This is a genomic window from Nonomuraea pusilla (assembly GCF_900109355.1).
Classification (GTDB): Bacteria; Actinomycetota; Actinomycetes; order Streptosporangiales; family Streptosporangiaceae; genus Nonomuraea; species Nonomuraea pusilla.
Genome location: NZ_FOBF01000019.1, coordinates 158,595 through 177,011, shown reverse-complemented (window position 1 = coordinate 177,011; position 18,417 = coordinate 158,595). Strand labels below are relative to the sequence as shown.

17 protein-coding genes are annotated in these 18,417 nt (G+C 73.7%); 4 read left to right on the top strand and 13 right to left on the bottom strand.

The window, feature by feature from the left end; genetic code table 11:
• Positions 1 to 175: 175 nt before the first annotated feature.
• The 9 genes from BMX74_RS32160 to BMX74_RS32125 form a co-directional block, all read right to left on the bottom strand.
• Positions 176 to 1,828: a GTP-binding protein gene (locus BMX74_RS32160; protein WP_236715182.1), complete on the bottom strand. Its 1,653-nt coding sequence runs from the start codon at positions 1,826 to 1,828 to the stop codon at positions 176 to 178.
• The gene (locus BMX74_RS32155; RefSeq protein ID WP_256257388.1) at positions 1,825 to 4,005 is read right to left on the bottom strand and encodes a GTPase; all 2,181 of its coding nucleotides are present in this window, start codon (positions 4,003 to 4,005) and stop codon (positions 1,825 to 1,827) included. The genes BMX74_RS32160 and BMX74_RS32155 overlap by 4 nt, the downstream gene beginning before the upstream one ends.
• Positions 4,002 to 5,234 (bottom strand): uroporphyrinogen-III C-methyltransferase, encoded by a 1,233-nt coding sequence (gene cobA / locus BMX74_RS32150; protein WP_091104349.1) that lies wholly within the window; start codon positions 5,232 to 5,234, stop codon positions 4,002 to 4,004. Before cobA ends, BMX74_RS32155 begins: the two co-directional genes overlap by 4 nt.
• A 78-nt stretch (positions 5,235 to 5,312) precedes the next feature.
• The gene (gene speB / locus BMX74_RS32145) at positions 5,313 to 6,326 is read right to left on the bottom strand and encodes an agmatinase (protein WP_055510244.1); all 1,014 of its coding nucleotides are present in this window, start codon (positions 6,324 to 6,326) and stop codon (positions 5,313 to 5,315) included.
• A 40-nt stretch (positions 6,327 to 6,366) separates the two neighbouring features.
• Entirely contained in the window at positions 6,367 to 7,527 is a 1,161-nt protein-coding gene (gene cobT / locus BMX74_RS32140) for a nicotinate-nucleotide--dimethylbenzimidazole phosphoribosyltransferase (protein WP_236715180.1), read from the bottom strand.
• Positions 7,528 to 7,551: 24 nt separating this feature from the next.
• Positions 7,552 to 8,391: a sirohydrochlorin chelatase gene (locus BMX74_RS32135; RefSeq protein ID WP_055510243.1), complete on the bottom strand. Its 840-nt coding sequence runs from the start codon at positions 8,389 to 8,391 to the stop codon at positions 7,552 to 7,554.
• Positions 8,392 to 8,451: 60 nt separating this feature from the next.
• On the bottom strand, positions 8,452 to 9,228 hold the full coding sequence (locus BMX74_RS32130; protein ID WP_218154116.1) for a bifunctional cobalt-precorrin-7 (C(5))-methyltransferase/cobalt-precorrin-6B (C(15))-methyltransferase: 777 nt from the start codon (positions 9,226 to 9,228) through the stop codon (positions 8,452 to 8,454).
• Between the two features lie 39 nt (positions 9,229 to 9,267).
• A complete protein-coding gene (locus BMX74_RS45125; RefSeq protein WP_256257392.1) occupies positions 9,268 to 9,645 on the bottom strand; it encodes an SAM-dependent methyltransferase in 378 nt (125 codons plus the stop codon).
• Between the two features lie 81 nt (positions 9,646 to 9,726).
• The gene (locus BMX74_RS32125) at positions 9,727 to 10,818 is read right to left on the bottom strand and encodes a GNAT family N-acetyltransferase (protein ID WP_176573600.1); all 1,092 of its coding nucleotides are present in this window, start codon (positions 10,816 to 10,818) and stop codon (positions 9,727 to 9,729) included.
• A 77-nt stretch (positions 10,819 to 10,895) separates the two neighbouring features.
• Here BMX74_RS32125 and BMX74_RS32120 point away from each other — a divergent pair, with 77 nt between their 5' ends.
• Complete coding sequence (locus BMX74_RS32120) at positions 10,896 to 11,303, top strand: DUF2795 domain-containing protein (protein ID WP_055510239.1); 408 nt, start codon at positions 10,896 to 10,898, stop codon at positions 11,301 to 11,303.
• A gap of 3 nt (positions 11,304 to 11,306) precedes the next feature.
• Positions 11,307 to 12,317, top strand: coding sequence for a baeRF2 domain-containing protein (locus BMX74_RS32115; RefSeq protein ID WP_055510237.1), 1,011 nt, complete (start codon positions 11,307 to 11,309; stop codon positions 12,315 to 12,317).
• Between the two features lie 25 nt (positions 12,318 to 12,342).
• Here the strand turns inward: BMX74_RS32115 and BMX74_RS32110 are convergent, their stop codons facing one another.
• The 3 genes from BMX74_RS32110 to BMX74_RS32100 are packed head-to-tail and all read right to left on the bottom strand — an operon-like array spanning position 12,343 to position 15,036.
• Positions 12,343 to 12,927, bottom strand: coding sequence for a LutC/YkgG family protein (locus BMX74_RS32110; RefSeq protein ID WP_091104348.1), 585 nt, complete (start codon positions 12,925 to 12,927; stop codon positions 12,343 to 12,345).
• Positions 12,914 to 14,308 carry a lactate utilization protein B gene (locus BMX74_RS32105; protein WP_091104346.1) on the bottom strand — a complete coding sequence of 465 codons (1,395 nt, stop codon included), beginning with the start codon at positions 14,306 to 14,308 and terminating at the stop codon, positions 12,914 to 12,916. Before BMX74_RS32105 ends, BMX74_RS32110 begins: the two co-directional genes overlap by 14 nt.
• Positions 14,305 to 15,036 (bottom strand): (Fe-S)-binding protein, encoded by a 732-nt coding sequence (locus tag BMX74_RS32100; RefSeq protein WP_091104344.1) that lies wholly within the window; start codon positions 15,034 to 15,036, stop codon positions 14,305 to 14,307. Before BMX74_RS32100 ends, BMX74_RS32105 begins: the two co-directional genes overlap by 4 nt.
• A gap of 87 nt (positions 15,037 to 15,123) precedes the next feature.
• Here BMX74_RS32100 and BMX74_RS32095 point away from each other — a divergent pair, with 87 nt between their 5' ends.
• Complete coding sequence (locus BMX74_RS32095) at positions 15,124 to 15,822, top strand: FadR/GntR family transcriptional regulator (RefSeq protein ID WP_055510229.1); 699 nt, start codon at positions 15,124 to 15,126, stop codon at positions 15,820 to 15,822.
• Positions 15,823 to 15,840: 18 nt separating this feature from the next.
• On the opposite strand, the gene BMX74_RS32090 is transcribed toward BMX74_RS32095, so the two are convergent.
• Positions 15,841 to 17,271, bottom strand: coding sequence for a sulfatase family protein (locus BMX74_RS32090; RefSeq protein ID WP_236715179.1), 1,431 nt, complete (start codon positions 17,269 to 17,271; stop codon positions 15,841 to 15,843).
• Positions 17,272 to 17,352: 81 nt separating this feature from the next.
• Between BMX74_RS32090 and BMX74_RS32085 the strand changes: the two genes are divergently transcribed.
• Positions 17,353 to 18,354, top strand: a complete 1,002-nt coding sequence (locus tag BMX74_RS32085; RefSeq protein WP_055510225.1) for an LLM class F420-dependent oxidoreductase — start codon at positions 17,353 to 17,355, stop codon at positions 18,352 to 18,354.
• Positions 18,355 to 18,417 lie beyond the last annotated feature (63 nt).

The following is an 18,417-nucleotide window of genomic DNA, read 5'->3' as shown; positions in this document are numbered from 1 at the left end:
CACAACCCCGGACGGCGACCCGACGCCGCACACAACCCCGGACGGCGACCCGACGCCGCGCACAAGCCCGGACGGCGACCCGACGCCGTGCACAGGCCCGGACGGCGACCCGACGTCCCCGTACAGGCCCGCGCAGCGGATTGGCGTGGCTTCCGGGTCGACGGCGGCGGGTGGGTCAGGGGGACAGGTCGCGGAGGGCCGTGTAGAAGCCGTGGTGGCGGGCCAGTTCGCGTTCCACGGGTTCGACCACCATCGTCCCGGCCACGGACGCCACCCGGCGGCGCATCTCGCGTTCCAGCCGCTCCCGCTCCTTGGACGCCCCCAGCTCCACGAAGTTGCGCGACGCGATGCCCGACAGCGCGCCGAGCCCCAGCACGGCGACCAGCATGAGCCCCACCCAGGGCAGTGCCGCGGTGTCGCCGAGCACCCGCAGCGCGTCGGGGACCTGGCCGGGCATGAAGACCCCGACCGCGAGCCACGCCAGACCCGCCACGAACGCCGCCACCAGGACGTACTGCCAGATCTTGAGCAGCCGCCACCAGCCGGGCACGTGGTCGAGCCGGGGCGCGAGGTCGGACAGCTCGTCGGTGAGCGCCTTGGGCAGCTGGCTCATGCGGGACCGCGCCGCCTGGTGCACCGCCGTGCGCCACACGGGGTGCATCCCGGTGGACAGGCCGTCTGCGAGCGACTGCACCGCGTTGGCCACCTCGGCGGACTGGGCGCTCACCGTCGTCGTGGAGATGCCGCGGATCTCGTCGCCGACGTCGTCGAGGCGCAGGGTCTTGAGCGGGTCGGGACGCAGTTTGGCGATCCAGCGCGGGTACGGCCAGCCGACCCACTGGTTCGAGCGTTCGGCGTACACGTTCTCCATGGCCTCGCCCACGGCGGGCACGCCGACGGCGTCGCAGAGCGCGTCGGTCAGGCCCATCCTGCGCGCCTCGTCCACGGTGGACGGCGCGTTCAGCGCGTCGCCGACCGGCATCGCCTTGGCGACGCGCTGTTCGAGCCGGTGCAGGTCGGCGTCGAGCTTCTGGATGGCGGCCCGCCGCCGCGACACCGCGCCCGCGATGACGCTCTTGAGGCTTTCGATGCCGCGCCCGGTGATCGCCGACGTCGGGACCACGGTGGGATGCTCGACGCCTTCGCGGCGCAGCAGGTCGTTGAGGTCGATGACGAGCTCGGCCAGTTCCTCGGCGGTGAGCCGGTCGGCCTGGTTGAGCGCGAACACGGTGACCGCCTCGTGCCCGGCCAGCTCGGTGACGTAGCGGCGGTGGGTGGAGGCGTCGGCGTACTTCTGCGGGTCGAGCACCCACACGACCAGGTCGGCCTGGCCGATGAGCCGGTCGGCCTCGGTGTCGGTGAGCGCCCTGATGGAGTCGTGGTCGGGCAGGTCGAGCAGGATGAGGCCGTGGAGCTGGCCGTCGCCCTTGTCGAGCGCGCTGGCCCGGGAGAAGCGGTGACGTCCCTCGACCTTCAGCCAGTCGAGCAGCGGCGCCGCGCCGTCGAGCCCCCAGACGCAGGCGTGGGTGCGGCCGGTGGTGGGACGGCGGACGCCGGTCGGCGACAGCTCCAGCCCTGAGACGGCGTTGAAGAGCGACGACTTGCCGCTGCCGGTGCCGCCCGCGAGCGCGACCACGGTGTGCTCGGACGACAGCTTGAGCCGGTCGCCCGCGCGCTGCAGCAGCGTGCCGGCCTCGGTCAGCAGCTTGTTGTCGAGCCGGCCGGGGCCGAGCTCCACGATCCTGGTGAGCGCGCTCAGCCGCGGCGCGAGCCCGGGCCTGGCGGGCGGCGCCGCTGCCGCCGTGGGCGTGGTCATCGGCGCCGTCATCGGACGACCTCGAGGTTGTACGTCGCCTGGTAGAGGCGGGTGGCGATGGACTCGTCGGGGACGCCCGCGGAGTCGAGCGCTTTCACGTAACGCATGGATTCCTCGTCGAACAGCATGCCGATCCTCGCGCGCAGGTCGCTGAGCGCCTTGGCGCCGATGCCGCGCAGCGACTCCGCGCCGAGCAGCGCGTTGACCAGCCGGTGGGGCACGCCCTCGGCGTGGCCGCCGCTGAACATGGCCACCATGAAGATCAGGGACAACGATTCCGGGTCGAAGGAGACGAGCTTGGACACCGAGCGCTTGGCCACGCCCTCGGTGCTCACCAGCTCGCCCACGTGGTCCTGCCAGGCCGCGATGGCGCGGCCGGCCTGGCGCAGGAAGTCGTCGGACGGGCGGTCGAGGCCCTCGGCGAGCGTGGCGCCGAGTTCGGCGCGCCGCCGCCAGCGGCCGACGACCTCCTCGGCGGCGCGGGTGGCGGCGGCCACGATCACCGACTCCACCCCCGAGCGGAGGGCCGTCCTGAACGACCCCAGGCGTTCGGGGGCCTGCCTGGCCGCCTTGCCCCGTCTGCGGAGCTGGAAGGAGCGCATGAGCTCGCCGGATCCGGTGAAGTCCTGCCAGCGGGCCAGAACCTCGCCGTGCAGCAGCGACCCGCTCCTGAACGCCCTGTCGACGTCGGCGAGCGCGCCGCGGTAGGCCGTCTCGACGTCGGCGCGCAGCTCGGACCTGAACGCGACCTGCGTCTCCAGGTGCTTGGCGAGCGCGGGCACGCGGGTGCGGAAGCTGTTGAGCACGCCCGTCAGGGTCTCCTTGACGGCCTGCGCGCGGCGCGCCTCGTCCACGGAGAGCTCGGCCAGCCACATTCGCAGGTCGGTGACCTCGCTGTCGGGCAGCCTGCCGTCGACGACCTTCGACTCGTTGATGACGAACCGGTCGATCTCGCCCAGGCCGTACTCAGTGAGCATGCGGACGAAGTGCTTCAGCACCACCTCGCGCGACCTCGGCTGCACCCGCGACAGGACGATCGCCAGCCGGGCACCGCGCTCCTTGGCCAGGCGGAGCAGGTTCCAGGCGGGGGCGTCGGCGTAGCGGGCGGCGGTGGTGACGAAGATCCACAGGTCGGCCGCGTCGAGCATGCGGTGGGCGACCTCGTGGTGCTCCTCGACGACCGAGTCGATGTCGGGGGTGTCGAGCAGGGCGACGCCCTGCGGCAGCTTCTCGGTGGTGACGACGACGAGACTGCTCATGCCGGCGTCGGGGGACGGCCGGTCGAGCCGCCGGAGGCCGCGCAGCAGGTCGCCCTCGACGAACCAGGCGCGGTCGCCGGGGTGGCAGGCCAGCACGGGGGTGCCCGTGGTGGGGCGGCGCACGCCGGTACGCGAGATGTTCTTCTCCGCCAGGGAGTTGACCAGCGTGGACTTGCCCGCGCCGGTGGAGCCCGCGACGACGATGAGCGCGGGCGCGGCTCGCGTCCTGACCCTGGGCAGGACGTAGTCCTCAAGCTGGGCGAGCAGTTCGGTGCGGGTTTGCCTCGCCTCCTCCGCGCCCGGCAGGTCCAGGCCGAACCGCACGTCGGCGACGCTCTCCCTCAGCGCACCGAGCGCCGCCATCAGCTCCTCGGCGGCCTCGGCGGGCAACTCCTCCTCGGCCTCACCGGCGGACGCCCCCTTGGCCTCGCCGGTCGACGGCCTCCCGGCCGCCTCGGCCTTGCCAGAGGAGCGCTCCTCGGCCTTGTCGGAGGAGCGCTCCTCGGCCTTGTCGGACGGCGGGAGCTCGGCCTCGTCCGGCTCGCCTGGCGCGTCGGTCTTGGCGGAGGGCTCCTCCTGCGGCTCGTCGTCCGGGTCGGCGGACGCCTCCTCAGCAGCCTCGGCGGGCGCCGCTCCTGACAGCTCGCCGGAAGCTTCGGCACGCACCGCCGCCGAAGGCTCCGACGACGTCCCCCGGTCTCGCGCGGCCTGCGCCGATGTCTCCGTGTCGTCCGCGTCGTCCGTGTCGTCCGCGTTGTCCGCGGCCTCTGTGGGCGTCGCCTCCGCGTCTGCGGTCTCGGCGTGCGGCTTGTCGGGGTGTGTCGGGGACGGGGGGTGGGGGGCGGCGAGGGTTTCGTCGGTCAGCCGGGGGATGCTCAGCGTCTGCTCCCCCAGGGACTCGTGCCGCCCGTCGTCCATGGCCGTGTTCACGGCAGGCGCTCCGCTCGAACCATCTCGACCTCCTGGCCGACGTTCACGACGTCGCCGACGATGACGATCGCAGGCGGCCGGATCCCAGCCGCGGACACGCGGTCGGCCACGGTGGACAGCGAAGCGGTGACCGCCCGTTGGGTCGGAAGAGTACCGTCCTGCACCACCATTACGGGAGTCTCCGGAGAACGTCCGTCGCGGAGGAGGGCGTCGGCCACCTTGGCGAGGCGTTCGACGGCCATGAGCAGCACCAGGGTGCCGTTGGAGCGGGCCAGGCCGGGCCAGTCGACGGTGGACTGGGGGTCGTCGGGGGCGACGTGCACGGAGATGACGTGGAACTCCTGGCTGACGCCCCGGTGGGTGACGGGCACCCCGGCCGCGGCGGGCACGGCGACGGCGCTGGTGATGCCGGGCACCACCAGGACGGGGATGCCGGCGCGGGCGCAGGCGAGCATCTCCTCGCCGCCCCGCCCGAACACGAACGGGTCGCCGCCCTTGAGCCTGACGACGAACTTGCCCTGCCTGGCGCGCTCGACGAGCAGTTCGTTGATGGTGTCCTGGGCCAGGGCGCGCCCGTACGGGACCTTGGCGGCGTCGATGAGCTCGACGTCGGGGGCGAGCTCGTCGAGCAGCCCCCGGGGGGCGAGCCGGTCGGCGACGACGACGTCGGCCTGGGCGAGGAGCTGGCGTCCGCGCACGGTGATGAGGCCGGGGTCGCCGGGGCCGCCGCCGACGAGGGCGACGCCGACGGGCTTGGTGCGGTTGCGGCGGGCGTCGACGGTGCCGTCGCGCAGCGCGCCGACCACGGCGTCCCTGATGCCGGCGGCCCTGCGCGGGTCGCCGCCCGCGGTGACGGCGACGCTGATCTCGTCGACGCGCCCGGAGGCGGGGGTCCAGGCGGCTGAGGCGTCCTTGTCGTCGGCGCGTACGCACCAGATGCGCTTGGCCTCCGCCTCGGCGGCGACGGCGGTGTTGACCTGCCTGTCGTCGGTGCAGGCGTGGACGAGCCAGGCCCCGTCGCAGTCGCCCACCTCGTACGGGCGGGCGTGCCAGGTGACCCTGCCCGTGGCGATCAGGTCGTCGAGCGCCGGGGTGACGGACGGCGAGACGACGGTGATCTCCGCTCCGGCCTCGAGCAGCGCGGGCACGCGCCGCTGGGCGACACGCCCGCCGCCCACGACGAGGACCCGGCGGCCCGAGAGCCGCAGGCCGAGGAGGTAGGGGCCCATGAGGGGAATCTCCCGTTCGCGAAGGTTGTGTAGGAGGTAAACCTACCGGCTCCGATGGCGACGTTCGCTGCGCATGGGTCAGCGGCCGTCGAGGAGGGGTTGCGTCGGGTCCCAGCGGGGCCCGCCCTGATCGTCCCCGCGGCGTCTGGCCATCGCTGAAAGCGCCTCAAGGATAACGCGGTTCCCGAGGAACGCGGTGATGTCGGCGTGGTCGTACGGCGGCGCCACCTCGACCACCTCCATGCCGGCGACGGGCAGTTCGTAGCAGATCCTGCGGACGGCGTCGAGGAGCTGCCTCGCGGTCAGGCCGCCGGGTTCCGGCGTGCCGGTGCCGGGGGCGTGGCCGGGGTCGCACACGTCGATGTCGACGGACAGGAAGACCTGGTCGCACTCGTCGAGAGCGATGCCGGACGCCTCGGTCAGGCAGGCGTCGAGACCCCTGGCGGTGATCTCGGTCATCTCGTACGAGCGCATGCCCTGCTCCGCCATCCAGGCGAGCGTCTCGGGCCCCGGCCAGTAGCCGCGCAGCCCGAGCTGGAGGAACCTGTCGCCCCTGATCGCCCCTGACTCGATGAGCCGCCGCATGGGCTGGCCGTGGCCGTACAGGTGGCCGAACGAGATGTCCCCGGTGTCGGCGTGGGCGTCGAAGTGGATCATGGACGTGCGGCCGGGCGGGTGGGCGCGGGCCGTGCCGCGCGCGTCGGGCAGGGCGACCGTGTGGTCGCCGCCGAGCACGACGGGGACGGCGCCGGAGGCGGCGATGCTGTGGACGGCGTCCTCGATGGCGGCCAGGGAGCCCTCGACGTCGCCGGAGTAGCACTCGACGTCGCCCGCGTCGAGGACGCGCAGGTCGCGCAGCGCGTCCACGCGCAGGGCGAGGCTGGGCCTGGAGCCGTCGTGCGGCAGGTAGCAGGCCTGGCGCAGCGCCATGGGGCCGAACCGGGCGCCGGGGCGGTTGGAGGTGCCGCCGTCGAACGGCGCGCCGACGATGACGACGTCGGCGCCCTCGAACGTCGCCGGGTCACCGAGGTCGCAGCGCCCGACGCCGAGGAACGTGAAGTCGGGGCCGAACATCGGGCCGTAACGGGACACCTCTCACCTCCAGCGGGTCGGCCTCGCCGCGTCCATCCCATCACACGGGCTTCTCGGTCACCCCTGCCGAGTCGAACGTCGCGACCTCGTGCATGACGCGTACGGCGGCGCACACCAGGGGGTGCGCGAGCAGGCCGCCGGTGCCCTCGCCGAGGCGCAGCTCCAGGTCCACGAGGGGGCGCAGGCCGAGGTGGGCGAGCGCGGCGGCGTGGCCGGGCTCGGCCGAGCGGTGCCCGGCCACGCAGTGGTCGATCGCGGCGGGGTGGAGCGCGGCGGCGGCGAGGGCGGCGGCGCCCGCGATGACGCCGTCGAGGATCACCGGGACGCGGGCCGCGGCGCCGCCCAGGACGAAGCCGGCGATCGCGGCGTGCTCCAGGCCGCCCACGGCGGCGAGCACGCGCAGCGCCGCCTCCTGCCGCACGCCGGACCACGCGACGCCGCCCGCCGGCGCGGCGTCCCGCGCGACGTCCGCGGGCAGGTCGTTGACCCGCAGGGCCTCGCGGACGACCTCCACCTTGCGGGCGTGGGTCTCGTCGTCGACGCCGGTGCCCCTGCCGGTGGCCGTCGCCGGGTCGGCCCCGGTGAACGCGCAGATCAGCGCGGCCGAGGCGGTGGTGTTGGCGATGCCCATGTCGCCGGTGATCAGGCAGCGGGCGCCCGCGGCGACGAGGTCGCGGGCCACGGCGATGCCCGCCTCGAGCGCGGCGACGGCCTGCTCGCGCGTCATGGCCGGTCCGCGTGACAGGTCGGCGGTGCCGTACGCGACCTTGTGCCTGCGCAGGCCGGGCGCGTCGGGCAGGTCGGCGGCGACGCCGACGTCCACCACGGTCACGGACGCCCCCGCCTGGGCGGCGAAGGCGTTGGCGACGGCACCGCCCGCCAGGAAGTTGGCCACCATCTGGACGGTGACCTCCTGCGGCCACGGCGTGACGCCCCGGGCGTGGACGCCGTGGTCGGCGGCGAAGATGGCCAGCGCGGCGGGCTCGGGCATCGGCGGCGGGCAGGCCGCGGCGGCGCCGGCGAGGCGTACCGCGACGTCCTCCAGGGCGCCGAGGGAGCCGCGTGGCTTGGTGAGGCGGTCCTGGTGGGCGCGGGCCTCGGCGAGGGCGCGCGGGTCGGCGGGACGGATCGCGGCGAGCGTCTCCGCCAGCGCCCCCGCGGGCCTGTCGTCAGAAGCCCCGGCGGGCGTCTCGGTGGGCACGGGCGACCTCCTTGGCAGGGGGATTCACGGGACGAGCTGCAGCGCTTCCTCGTACCGCTCGATCACGACGTCGGCGAGGGCCTCGCAGTCGCCGATGGCCTCGGCGCAGCGGATGTCGAGCTCGGGGTGGCCCGCGCCGTAGGCGAGGGCCTGCGCCCACACGCGTTCCAGCAGGCCGCCCGCGAACAGCAGGTACGGCACCACGATCACGCGCCTGGCGCCGAGGCGGCGGCAGCGTTCGAGGCCGCCGGGGACGCCCGGCGGGGTGACCGAGACGAACGCGGTCTCGACGGTCATGTAGTCGTAGGCGTGCGTCTCCCAGAACAGCCGCGACACGCGGTGGATCTCGGCGTTGGCGTCGGGGTCGGTGGAGCCTTCGCCGACGAGGACGACGGCGGTCTCGCCCGGTTCGACGTGGGAGGGGAACTCGTCGGCGGGCGCGGACTCGACGGCGCGCAGCCGCGGCCTGGCGCCGACGAGCTCCAGCGGGCGCGGCCTGGAGATGTCGGCGGCGGCCTCGGTGAGGCGGTCGGCGAGCAGCGCGAGCAGGCGGGGGTCGGCTCCGAGCGGGCGGGTGCCGTCGTACATGAGGGTGGGGTGGCGCTGCTGCTCCAGCGCCATGGCGGCGGCGACGTCGCGCTCGGCCCTGCCGAGGCTCATGGGCAGCGCCACCAGGCGGTGGTGGCCCCGCGCGACCAGGGAGGCGACGCTCTCGCCGAGCAGGGGCGTGGCGTGCTGGAGGTAGCCGCCCGAGACCGCCGTCTGGTCGAGGCGGCAGCGCAGCCTGTGGACGAACCTGCCGAACTCCGCGGAGTAGGCGTCATCGTTGGAGCCCTGCCCGATCAGCAGGAGCGGCGGCTTCATTGAGGGAATCTCCGGGGCGTAGACAAGGACACGCGAGGATAACCGATGTCGGGGGACAGGTCACCCCGGGGGCAGGGGTGTCGCGTGCACGACGAACACGGGGTCGGCCGGAGCCAGCGTACGCGATCCGTCCGGGGCGGGCACGAGCCGGGAGGCGAGGATCTGGACGGCCTCGCCGCGGTAGCCGTGCTCGCGCAGGCGGTCGAGCACGGCGGTGACCTGCTCGACCTTCCTGAGGGCGCAGACGAGGGCGCGGGGGCGGCGGGCGGCGCAGGCCATGACGACGTCGGGTCCGCCGCCTCCGACGTGGACGGCGTCGGGGTCGGGCAGCGGTTCGAGCGCGGGGGGCGCCAGTCCCCTGGTGAGCGCCACCTTGACGCCGTGGGCGAGGACGCGGGAGCGGAGCGAGGCGCAGGCGCCTGCGTCGCGTTCGACGGCGAAGACGGCGGCGCCGTGCAGCGCGCACTCGACGGCGATCTCGCCGGAGCCCGCGCCGACGTCCCACACCAGGTCGCCGAGTCGCGGGCCGAGCTTGGCCAGGACGAACGCACGGACCTCGGCGGGCAGGCCGGTCGGCGAAGGCAGCGCCCACTCGGCGGGCCCCGGCTGGGCGCCCGCGACCCAGGGGCGTTCGAGGGGCCGGTGGCGCGGGTCGAGGACGAGGACGACGTCGGGGTCCTTCCACGGCCGCGTCGTGGCCTCGCCCATGCGGCTGTGGGTCAGGCGTTCGCCGGGGCCGCCGAGCGCCTCGAAGACGAGCAGGGAGCGGGGCGTGGTGGGCGCGAGCTCCCTGGCGAGCTCCCCGGGCCCGACGCCGGGGGCGACGACGACCGCCACCTTGGGGTGCGCCCTGCAGGCGTTGACGGCGCGGCGGAGCTAGGCGGGGCCGGACGGCGCGACGACGAGGGCGTCCTCCCAGCCGAGCCCGGCGCGGGCGAAGGCGCGGGCGACGAGGGACGTGGCGGGGATCACCTCGGGTTCGAGCCCGTGGCCGCGCAGCGCGCGGACGCAGCCGAAGAACCCGGGGTCGCCCTCGGCGAGCACGACGGCCGGGGCCTCGCCGCGTTCGAGGTGGCCGTCGAGGGCGTCGAGGAGCGCCGAGTCCGGCGCGGCGGGCGCGGTGGGCAGGGTGGGCACGGCCAGGCGCAGCTCCCTGAGCACGCGGTCGGGGCCCACGACGAGGCCCGCGGCGGCGAGCCTGTCCACCGCCCTGGCCGACAGCTCGGAACCGTCCCATCCGACCACCGTGATCATCGCGCTCACCGCCCTCTCCCCCAGCCTGACGCCCCGCCGGGTGTTTCACCAGGGGGTGGGAGGGCGAGTCCGCCCTGGCGGTCAGGCCAGGTCGGACGGCACGAGGCTGTAGAGCGCCATGTCCTCTCCGACGAGGGAGGAGCGGGCCACGCCTTCGCGGACGAACCCGGCCTTCTCCGCGACCCGCTGCGAGGCGTGGTTGGTGACGGCGGCGCGGAGCTGGAGGCGGCGCAGCCCGTGCTGTTCGAACAGCCAGCGTGCGACCGCCGCCACGGCCTCGGCCGTGTAGCCGTTGCCGCGCGCCCACGGCGCGGCCATGTAGCCGACCTCGGCGGTGCCGTGGTTCCAGTCGAGGTCTCGGACGCCCACGTCGGCGGCGAGACGTCCGCTCGCGAGCTCCTCGACGGCCCAGGCGATGCCGTGGCCTCGCATCCGCATGCGCTCGGACCTGCCGAAGAAGGCGTGGGCGTGCTCCTCGGTGTAGTCGCGGGGGACGCCGGTGTTGGCCTGGATGAGCGGGTCGGCCGCCATGGCGACCAGGTCGGGGACGTCCCGTTCCGCGTAGGCGCGCAGGAGCAGGCGCGGGGTGCGCAGCTCCTCTCTCGGCAGGACGCGGGAGGGCTCGCCGTCGTCCTCGCGCAGCAGGCCGAAGACGACGAGGTCGTGGGGGCCGTCGGGCTCCAGCACCGCGGACCTGAGCACCCCTTCCCAGGTGAAGCCCGCCTTCCGCGCGACGTGGAGCGAGGCGAGGTTGTCGAGGTTGGCCGTCAGGTCGATCCTGCGCAGCTCGGTGGTGCGGAACACCCAGGCGGCGAGGGCCCGCACCGCCTCCGTGGCGAAGCCGCGGCCACGGTAGAGAGGGTGGACGCCGTAGCCGACCTCGGTGGTGCCCGCCGTCCACGAGGTCTTGAACAGGCTGATCGCGCCGACGATCCGGCCGTCGCCGCCGGGGGTGGCGTCGGTCATGGCCAGGTGCACGCCCTGGCCGGAGCGGCGCAGCTCGTGCACGCCGGCCTCCAGCCACCGGGCGACGCCGGACGTCTTCGCGGGGGTGCCGGGCGGCAGGAACGTCGCGCCCGACTGGACGATGGACTTGATCCTCGGCTCGTCCTCGGGGCCGAACGGGCGCAACAGGAGCCGATCCGTGACGATGCTCACATCTGCTGGAAACACGGACGCAGCGTACACACTCGCCGATGTTTGCCCACCAAAGCCCGGGTAGGGGCGCACGGGAGGGGAGTGAGCGAACGATGGAGCAACGTGGGAGCGACAAGCACGGTCCGCGCCTCGACGAGCAGCAGAAGCACGAGACGGAGGGCATGGTCCGCGGCGGGGGCACCACCCACGCGGAGGAGTGGAAGGAGCCCGAGTCGATGCCCGCGCCCGGCGAGGAGTCGGCCTCCTACCCTCCGGGCCACGAGCCCGGCACTCCGGAGGGGATCTCGCAGCACGGCGTGGACGTCCGCAGCGACCTGGCCAAGTGGCTGAGCGACGCCCACTGGCCCGCCACGAAGGACGACCTGGCGCGCCACGCCGAGCAGGTCCGCGCGCCCGACCCGGTGATGGACATGGTGGCCTCCCTGCCCGACCGCCGCTACGTCAACATCGCGGAGGTCGCCGAGGCCCTGGGGCTGGGCGTGGAGATTCGGAGGTGGTGACCGGTGCTGCTCGACTTCATCCGCCCCCTGTACGAGCGCCGGGGGCCGTACGCGTCGGTGTACCTGGGGGCGATGACCGAGCCGGAGCGTGAGACGCACTGGCACAGCGTGCGCGACCAGCTGGAACGGGCCGACCCCGCGACGATCGACGCGCTGGAGCGCGAGGCGACGCGGCCCGCGCCGGGCCGGGCGCTGTTCGCCACCCACGGCGACGTGGTGCTGGCGGAGACGCTGGCCGAGGCGCCGTACGAGCTGGCCGTCTGGTCGCCGCTGCCGCACGTCACGCCCATGCTGCTGCGCCGCGGCGAGAACGTGCCGCACCTGCGGGTGATCGTGGACCACGCGGGCGCCGAGGTGACGGTGTACGGCGGCGGGTCGCCGCGCAGGACGACGGTCGAGGCGTCGGCGTGGCCGCTGCAGAAGACGGCGCAGGGCGGCTGGTCCCAGAAGCGTTACGAGCGCGCGGTGGACGAGGCCTGGGAGAAGAACGCGGTCGCGGTGGCGGAGGAGGTCGACGAGCAGGCGTCCAGGATCGGCGCGGAGCTGGTGCTGGTGGCGGGCGAGCCGAAGTCGCGCTCCTACCTGCTGCGTCACCTGGGCCAGAAGGCGGCCGAGCGGGTGACGACGGTGGAGCACGGCAGCAGGTCGGAGCACGGCCAGTTCGAGGAGGACGTGGAGCGGGCGCTCGATCAGTGGCTGGACCGCAGGCGCGGCGAGCTGCTGGACCGGTACGGCGAGGGTTTCGGCCCGACCGGTGTGCAGGAGGTGGCGCGGGCGCTGCGGGAGGGCAGGGTGCACGCGCTGCTCATGCCGGGCGAGCTGCCGCGGCGGGTGTGGATCGGCGAGGGCGGCACGCAGCTCGCGGCCGACGCCGAGGAGCTGCGGAGCTGGGGGGTCGAGCACCCGGTGGAGGAGCGCGCGGACTCGGCGCTGGCCAGGGCGGCGGCCGTGACCGACGCCGAGCTGTGGTTCACCGACCGGGTGGACGACGTGGCGGCGGTGCTCAGGTACTGAGGTACTGAGGTCCGCCGCCGGCGGGTCAGGTGGCGATGACCACTTCGAGGGTTCTGGGGCCGTGGACGCCCTCGACGCGGTTCAGCTCGATGTCGCTGGTGGCGGAGGGCCCGCTGATCCAGGTGAGCGGCCTCGACGGGTCGAGCCTGGCCACGGCCTCGGGCACCCCGCCGACGATCTGGGCGGCGCGCACCACGCAGACGTGGTGGTCGGGCACCAGCGTCTCGGCCCTGGTGCCCTGCCCCGGCCCGTGGTCGAGGACGATCGTGCCGGTCTCGGCGACGGCGACGGCGCAGGCGGTCAGCACCCCGTCGGCGGTGTACGGGTCGGCGTGCCCGGGGCCGGGCGCCCAGCCGCCGGGCAGCCCTTCGGGCAGCACCAGACGGCGTCCGCCTGCGACGCGGGCGAGCGCGGCGGTCAGGTCGTCCTCCGGCACGACGTGGACGATCGCGCGGTAGTCGCGCACCCGTTCGGCGAACAGCTCCACGAGGTCGTCCACCTGCCGGACGGCGCGGTAGCCGCGCGGGATCCCCGCGTCGGCGGGCCCGTCGTCCCGCGCCCCGGCGACGGCCGTCCTGATCCTGGCCAGGATCTCCTCACGCGCGCTCATTCCGCTCCCACCAGTCTCTGAATGATTCTTCCGGGATGTCGGGCACGTCCCTGGTGTCGGTCCAGGCCGCCAGCGGGCCTGGCAGCCGCCGCTTCGGGACGAACCTCCGCATCCTGGACGCCAGGCGCTGCGCCGCGCCGAGGCGCCGCTCGGAGTTCAGCACCCAGCCCGCGGCCTTCATACCGGCCCGCTCGGCGGCGCCGTGCGGGGCCTTGGCGCGCAGGTCCACGAGCACCTCGGGGATGTCGATGGCGACCGGGCAGACGTCGTAGCAGGCGCCGCACAGGCTGGAGGCGAACGGCAGCGACGCGTCGAGGTCGGACGACATGCCCCTGAGCTGCGGCGTCAGGATGGCGCCGATCGGGCCGGGGTAGACGGAGCCGTACGCGTGGCCGCCCGCGCGCTCGTACACGGGGCAGACGTTGAGGCAGGCGGAGCAGCGGATGCAGCGCAGCGCCTGACGGCCCACCTCGTCGGCGAGCACCCCGGTGCGGCCGTTGTCCAGCAGGACGAGGTGGAAGTCCTGCCCCTCGACCGAGCCCGTCCACATGCTCGTGTACGGGTTCATGCGCTCGCCCGTGGAGCTCCTCGGCAGGAGCTGCAGGAACACCTCCAGGTCGCGCCAGGTGGGCAGCAGCTTCTCGATGCCGACGACGCTGATGAGGGTGCGCGGCAGGGTCAGGCACATCCGGCCGTTGCCCTCGGACTCCAGCACGACCAGCGTGCCGGTCTCGGCGATCATGAAGTTCGCGCCGGAGATCGCCACCTTGCTCCTGAGGAAGCGCTCGCGCAGGTGGAGCCGGGCGGCCTCGGCCAGGGCGGCCGGGTCGTCGGACAGGCCGGCGGGCGCGTCGGGCATCTCGCGGAGGAAGATCTCGCGGATCTCGGACCTGTTGCGGTGGATGGCCGGGACCAGGATGTGGCTGGGGAAGTCGTCGCCGAGCTGGACGATCAGCTCGGCGAGGTCGGTCTCGTAGGCGGTGACGCCCTCCTTCGCCAGCGCCTCGTTGAGCCCGATCTCCTGGGTCGCCATGGACTTGACCTTGACGACCTCGGTCTCGCCCGTGGCCTTGACCAGGTCGGCGACGATGCGGTTGGCCTCGGCGGCGTCCCTGGCCCAGTGGACGGTGCCGCCCGCCCGCGTCACGGCCTCCTCCAGCTGGAGCAGGTAGCGGTCGAGGTGGCGGAGGGTGTGGTCCTTGATGGCCTTGCCCGCGGCCCGCAGTTCCTGCCAGTCGGGGAGCTCGCCGACGACGGCGGCCCGCTTGTCGCGGATGGTGTGGGTGGCCTTCCTGAGGTTGAAGCGGAGCTGCGAGTTCTGCACCGCTTCAGCAGCATTTTTAGGGAAATTTCCGGGCATGCCGAGGAATGTCGCGCTCATCGGCTCTCCTCCGTGGCGGCCAGGATCTCGGCGAGGTGCATGATCCGCACCCCCGACCGCTGGCGGTTCAGCGTGCCGCCGATGTGCATCAGGCACGAGTTGTCGGCCGCGCAGAGCACCTCGGCCCCGGTGTCGAGGACGCCGCGCGCCTTGTCCGCGCCCATGGCGGCGGAGACGGCCGGGTTCTTGACGGCGAAGGTGCCGCCGAAGCCGCAGCACTCCTCGGCCCCTGGCAGCGGCACCAGTTCCAGGCCGCGCACCCGGCTCAGCAGCCGCGCGGGGCGGTCGCCGAGGCGCAGGCCGCGCAGCGAGTGGCAGGTCGGGTGGTAGGTCACCCGGTGCGGGAAGTAGGCGCCGACGTCCTCGACGCCCAGCACGTCCAGCAGGAACTCGGTCAGCTCGTACACCTTGGGCGCGACCTCGGCGACGGCGGCCGCTCCCCTGCTGCCGGGACGCACCAGCTTCGGGTACTGCTCCCTGACCATCGCGGCGCACGAGCCCGAGGGCGCCACCACGGCGTCGTAGCCGGCGAACACCTCGGTGAAGCGGCGGGCGAGCCGGACCCCCTCCTCGCGGTAGCCGGTGTTGACGTGCATCTGGCCGCAGCAGGTCTGCGCGGCGGGGAAGTCGACCTCGCAGCCGAGCCTGCGCAGGAGCGACACGACGGCCTTGCCGGTGCCGGGGAAGAGCGTGTCGTTCACGCAGGTGACGAACAGGGCGACCCGCACGGCTCTCCTTCCAAGGTATGGTCCGACCATTGTATGGTCAGACCATACTCCGCCCTATGGCACGAAGGCCACCATGAGGAGGACGGCTTGTCCGAGAGCGCCTGGCGCCCGGTGCGGCGGACCCGCACGTTCGAGGACGTGCTCGCGCAGATCGAGCGCCGCATCGCCGAGGACGGCCTGACCGCCGGCGACCGGCTCCCCCCTGAGCGGACGCTCGCCGAGCAGCTCGGCGTCAGCCGCTCGTCCGTCCGCGAGGCCATGCGCGTGCTGGAGACGCTCGGCGTCGTGTCGTCGCAGGTCGGCCGGGGGCCCGACGCGGGCGCCGTGCTCGTGTCGAAGCCGGACAGCGCCCTGACCGACCTGCTCAGGCTGCACCTGGGGCTGGCCGCGCTGGAGCCGGGCGAGGTGATCGACACCCGCCTGATGATCGAGTGCTGGTCGGCCGCCCGCGCCGCCGCGGGCCGCCCCGACACCTCGGCGCTGGAGCGGGCGCTGCGCGGCATGGACGGCGCCCGCACGCCGGAGGAGTTCGTGGAGCACGACACCGCCTTCCACTGCGCGCTGGCGGAGGCGTCCGGCAACCGGCTGATCGCCGCGTTCATGCGGTCGCTGCGCGACTCGATGCGGCGCTACGCGGTGGAGGCGGTGATCCGCCTGGGCGACACGTCCGGACTGCAGGCCGACCACCGCCGCATCCTCGCCGCCGTCCGCGGCGGCGACCAGGAGGAGGCGCGACGCGCCGTGACGGACCACCTCGCCCGCGCCTACCCGCCGGACGCCCACTGAGGACTGCGGGCGCGAGGTTCACTCCAGCGTGTCGGCCTGCCTGCAGGTCGCGCCCGAGCAGGCGCGCATGGCCTGCAGCCGCCGGTCCAGCGACGCCACCAGCGCCGGGTCCGCCGTCGCCGCCAGGTTGTTCAGCTCGTACGGGTCCGTGGCCAGGTCGTAGAGCTGCGTCTCCCCGGTCGCGTACCTGACGAAGGCGTAGCGCTCGGTGCGCAACGCCTGGTAGGGCGGCACCGGGGTCTGGCGGGCGGACGAGGCGTCCTGCGGCCGGGTGAACTCGACGAGGGCGTTCCTGCGCCAGGGCTGCGGCTGCTGCCCGCGCAGCAGCGGCACCAGCGAGCGGCCCTCGGCGAACGTCGGCACGGTGGCGCCGCCGAGCTCCGCGATGGTGGGCGCGATGTCCACGGTGGACGCCATCTGGCCGATCGTGGTGCCCGGGCTGATGCCGGGACCGCGCGCCACGAACGGCACCCTGATGGCCTCGTCGAACGGCGTGGTCTTGCCGTGCTTGAGGCGGTGCGTGCCGAGGTGGAAGCCGTTGTCGGAGCCGAAGAAGAGGTAGGTGTTGTCGAGCTTGCCGGTGGCGCGCAGCGTCTCGATGACGGTGCCGACGAGGTCGTCCACGCCGAGCATGGAGCGCAGCCTGGTGCGGTAGCGATCGTCCACGGCGGCGATCTGGGCCGCGTCGAGCGGCGGCAGCGAGCGCAGCCAGAGCGGCTCGCGGCTGACGTCCGGCTGGTTGAACGACGGGGGCCTGGGCGCGGTGACGCCCGCGAAGGCGCCGGCGTGCCTGACGGCGGGGTTGGCCGGGTTGTGGGGGCCGATGGTCGGGATGTACAGGAAGAACGGCTGGTCGGAGCCGGTGATGAAGTCGCGGGCCTTGCGGGCGAGCACGTCCGACAGGTAGTCCTGCGCCGACCACCCGTAGTCGGCGAGCCTGCCGTTCTCGTTGAGCCGGTAGCCGTACTCCTCGTACAGGGCGCGGACGGGCACCGCCCACTCGTCCCAGCCGGGCGGCACGTACGTCTCCGGCGCGGTGTTCCCCGGGTAGTGGTTGAGGAACTTGCCCATCAGCGCGGTGCGGTACCCGGCGTCCTTCATCCAGGTCCCCAGAGTGGAACGTTCCAGTCCCAAAGTGTTGAAGCGGTCGAAACCCCCCTCCGGCGCGGTGTTGGTCAGCACCCCGTGGCTGTGGACGTACTGGGAGCGCAGGATCGAGGTCCGCGACGGACAGCACCAGGAGTTCGTGACGAAGAACCGGTCGAAGGACGCGCCCTGCTGCACCAGCTCACGGCTGATCACCGGGAAGTGTGACAGCGTGCCCGTTTCGAGGTCGTCCGTGAGGATGAACACGATGTTGGGCCGGGTCGCCCCGGCGGCCGCCAACGGCTCGGCCGCCGACGACAGCAGCAGCAGGACGCACGCGAGACGACAGAGAGCCTTGAGCACAGGGTCACACTTCCCCGTACGACGGCTTATTGACACCAGGCGCTCACACAGCGCTAATAGAACTTAATTCCGGAGGTGACGATGAAGCTCGGCCTGAACCTGGGCTACTGGCAGCGCCATGCCGACGACGCCACGGAGACCGTGCTGGCGGCCGAGCGGCTCGGCTACGACTCCGTGTGGACGGCGGAGGCGTACGGGAGCGACGCCTTCACCCCGCTGGCCTGGTACGGCGCCCGCACGTCGCGGATCAAGCTGGGCACCTCCGTCGCCCAGATCTCCGCCAGACCGCCCGTCACCACGGCGATGACCGCCATGACCCTCGACCACCTCACCGGCGGCCGGCTGCTGCTCGGCGTCGGCGCCTCGGGGCCCCAGGTCGTCGAGGGCTGGTACGGCCGCCCGTTCGCCGCGCCGCTCGCCAGGACCCGCGAGTACGTGGAGATCATGCGCAGGGTGTGGCGGCGTGAGGAGCCGGTCACGAGCGACGGCCCGCACTACCCGCTGCCGCTGCCCGGCGGCCTGGGCAAGCCGCTCAGGCTCATCACCCACCCGCTGCGCCCCGACATCCCGGTCTACCTCGGCGCCGAGGGGCCGAAGAACGTCGCCCTGGCCGCCGAGATCGGCCAGGGCTGGCTGCCGCTGTTCACCTTCCCCTCGAAGATCGAGGAGATGTACGGCGGGGCGCTGTCGGGCGCGCCGGACGGCTTCGACGTGGCCGCGATGGTCATGGTGGTGATCTCCGACGACGTCAGGGCCGCGCTCGACGGGGTCAAGATGATGCTCACCCTCTACATCGGCGGCATGGGCGCCCGGCACCGCAACTTCCACGCCGACATCGTCGGCCGCATGGGCTACGCGGAGGCCGCCGAGCGCATCCAGGCGCTCTACCTGGCCGGGCGCAAGGACGAGGCGTTCCACGCGATCCCGGACGAGCTGGCCGACGGCATCTCCCTGGTCGGCCCGCCGGGCCGCATCAAGGAGCGGTTGGAGCCGTGGCGGCGCAGCCCGGTCACCAGCCTGCTCGTCATGGGCCCCCGCGACGAGCCGTCGCTCAAGCTGATCAGGGACCTGGTCCTGGACTGAGCCGCCCTTGCCCGAGCCGGGTCCCGAGCGGCGCGCGGTCCTGGACCGCGCGCCCGGCTCGCG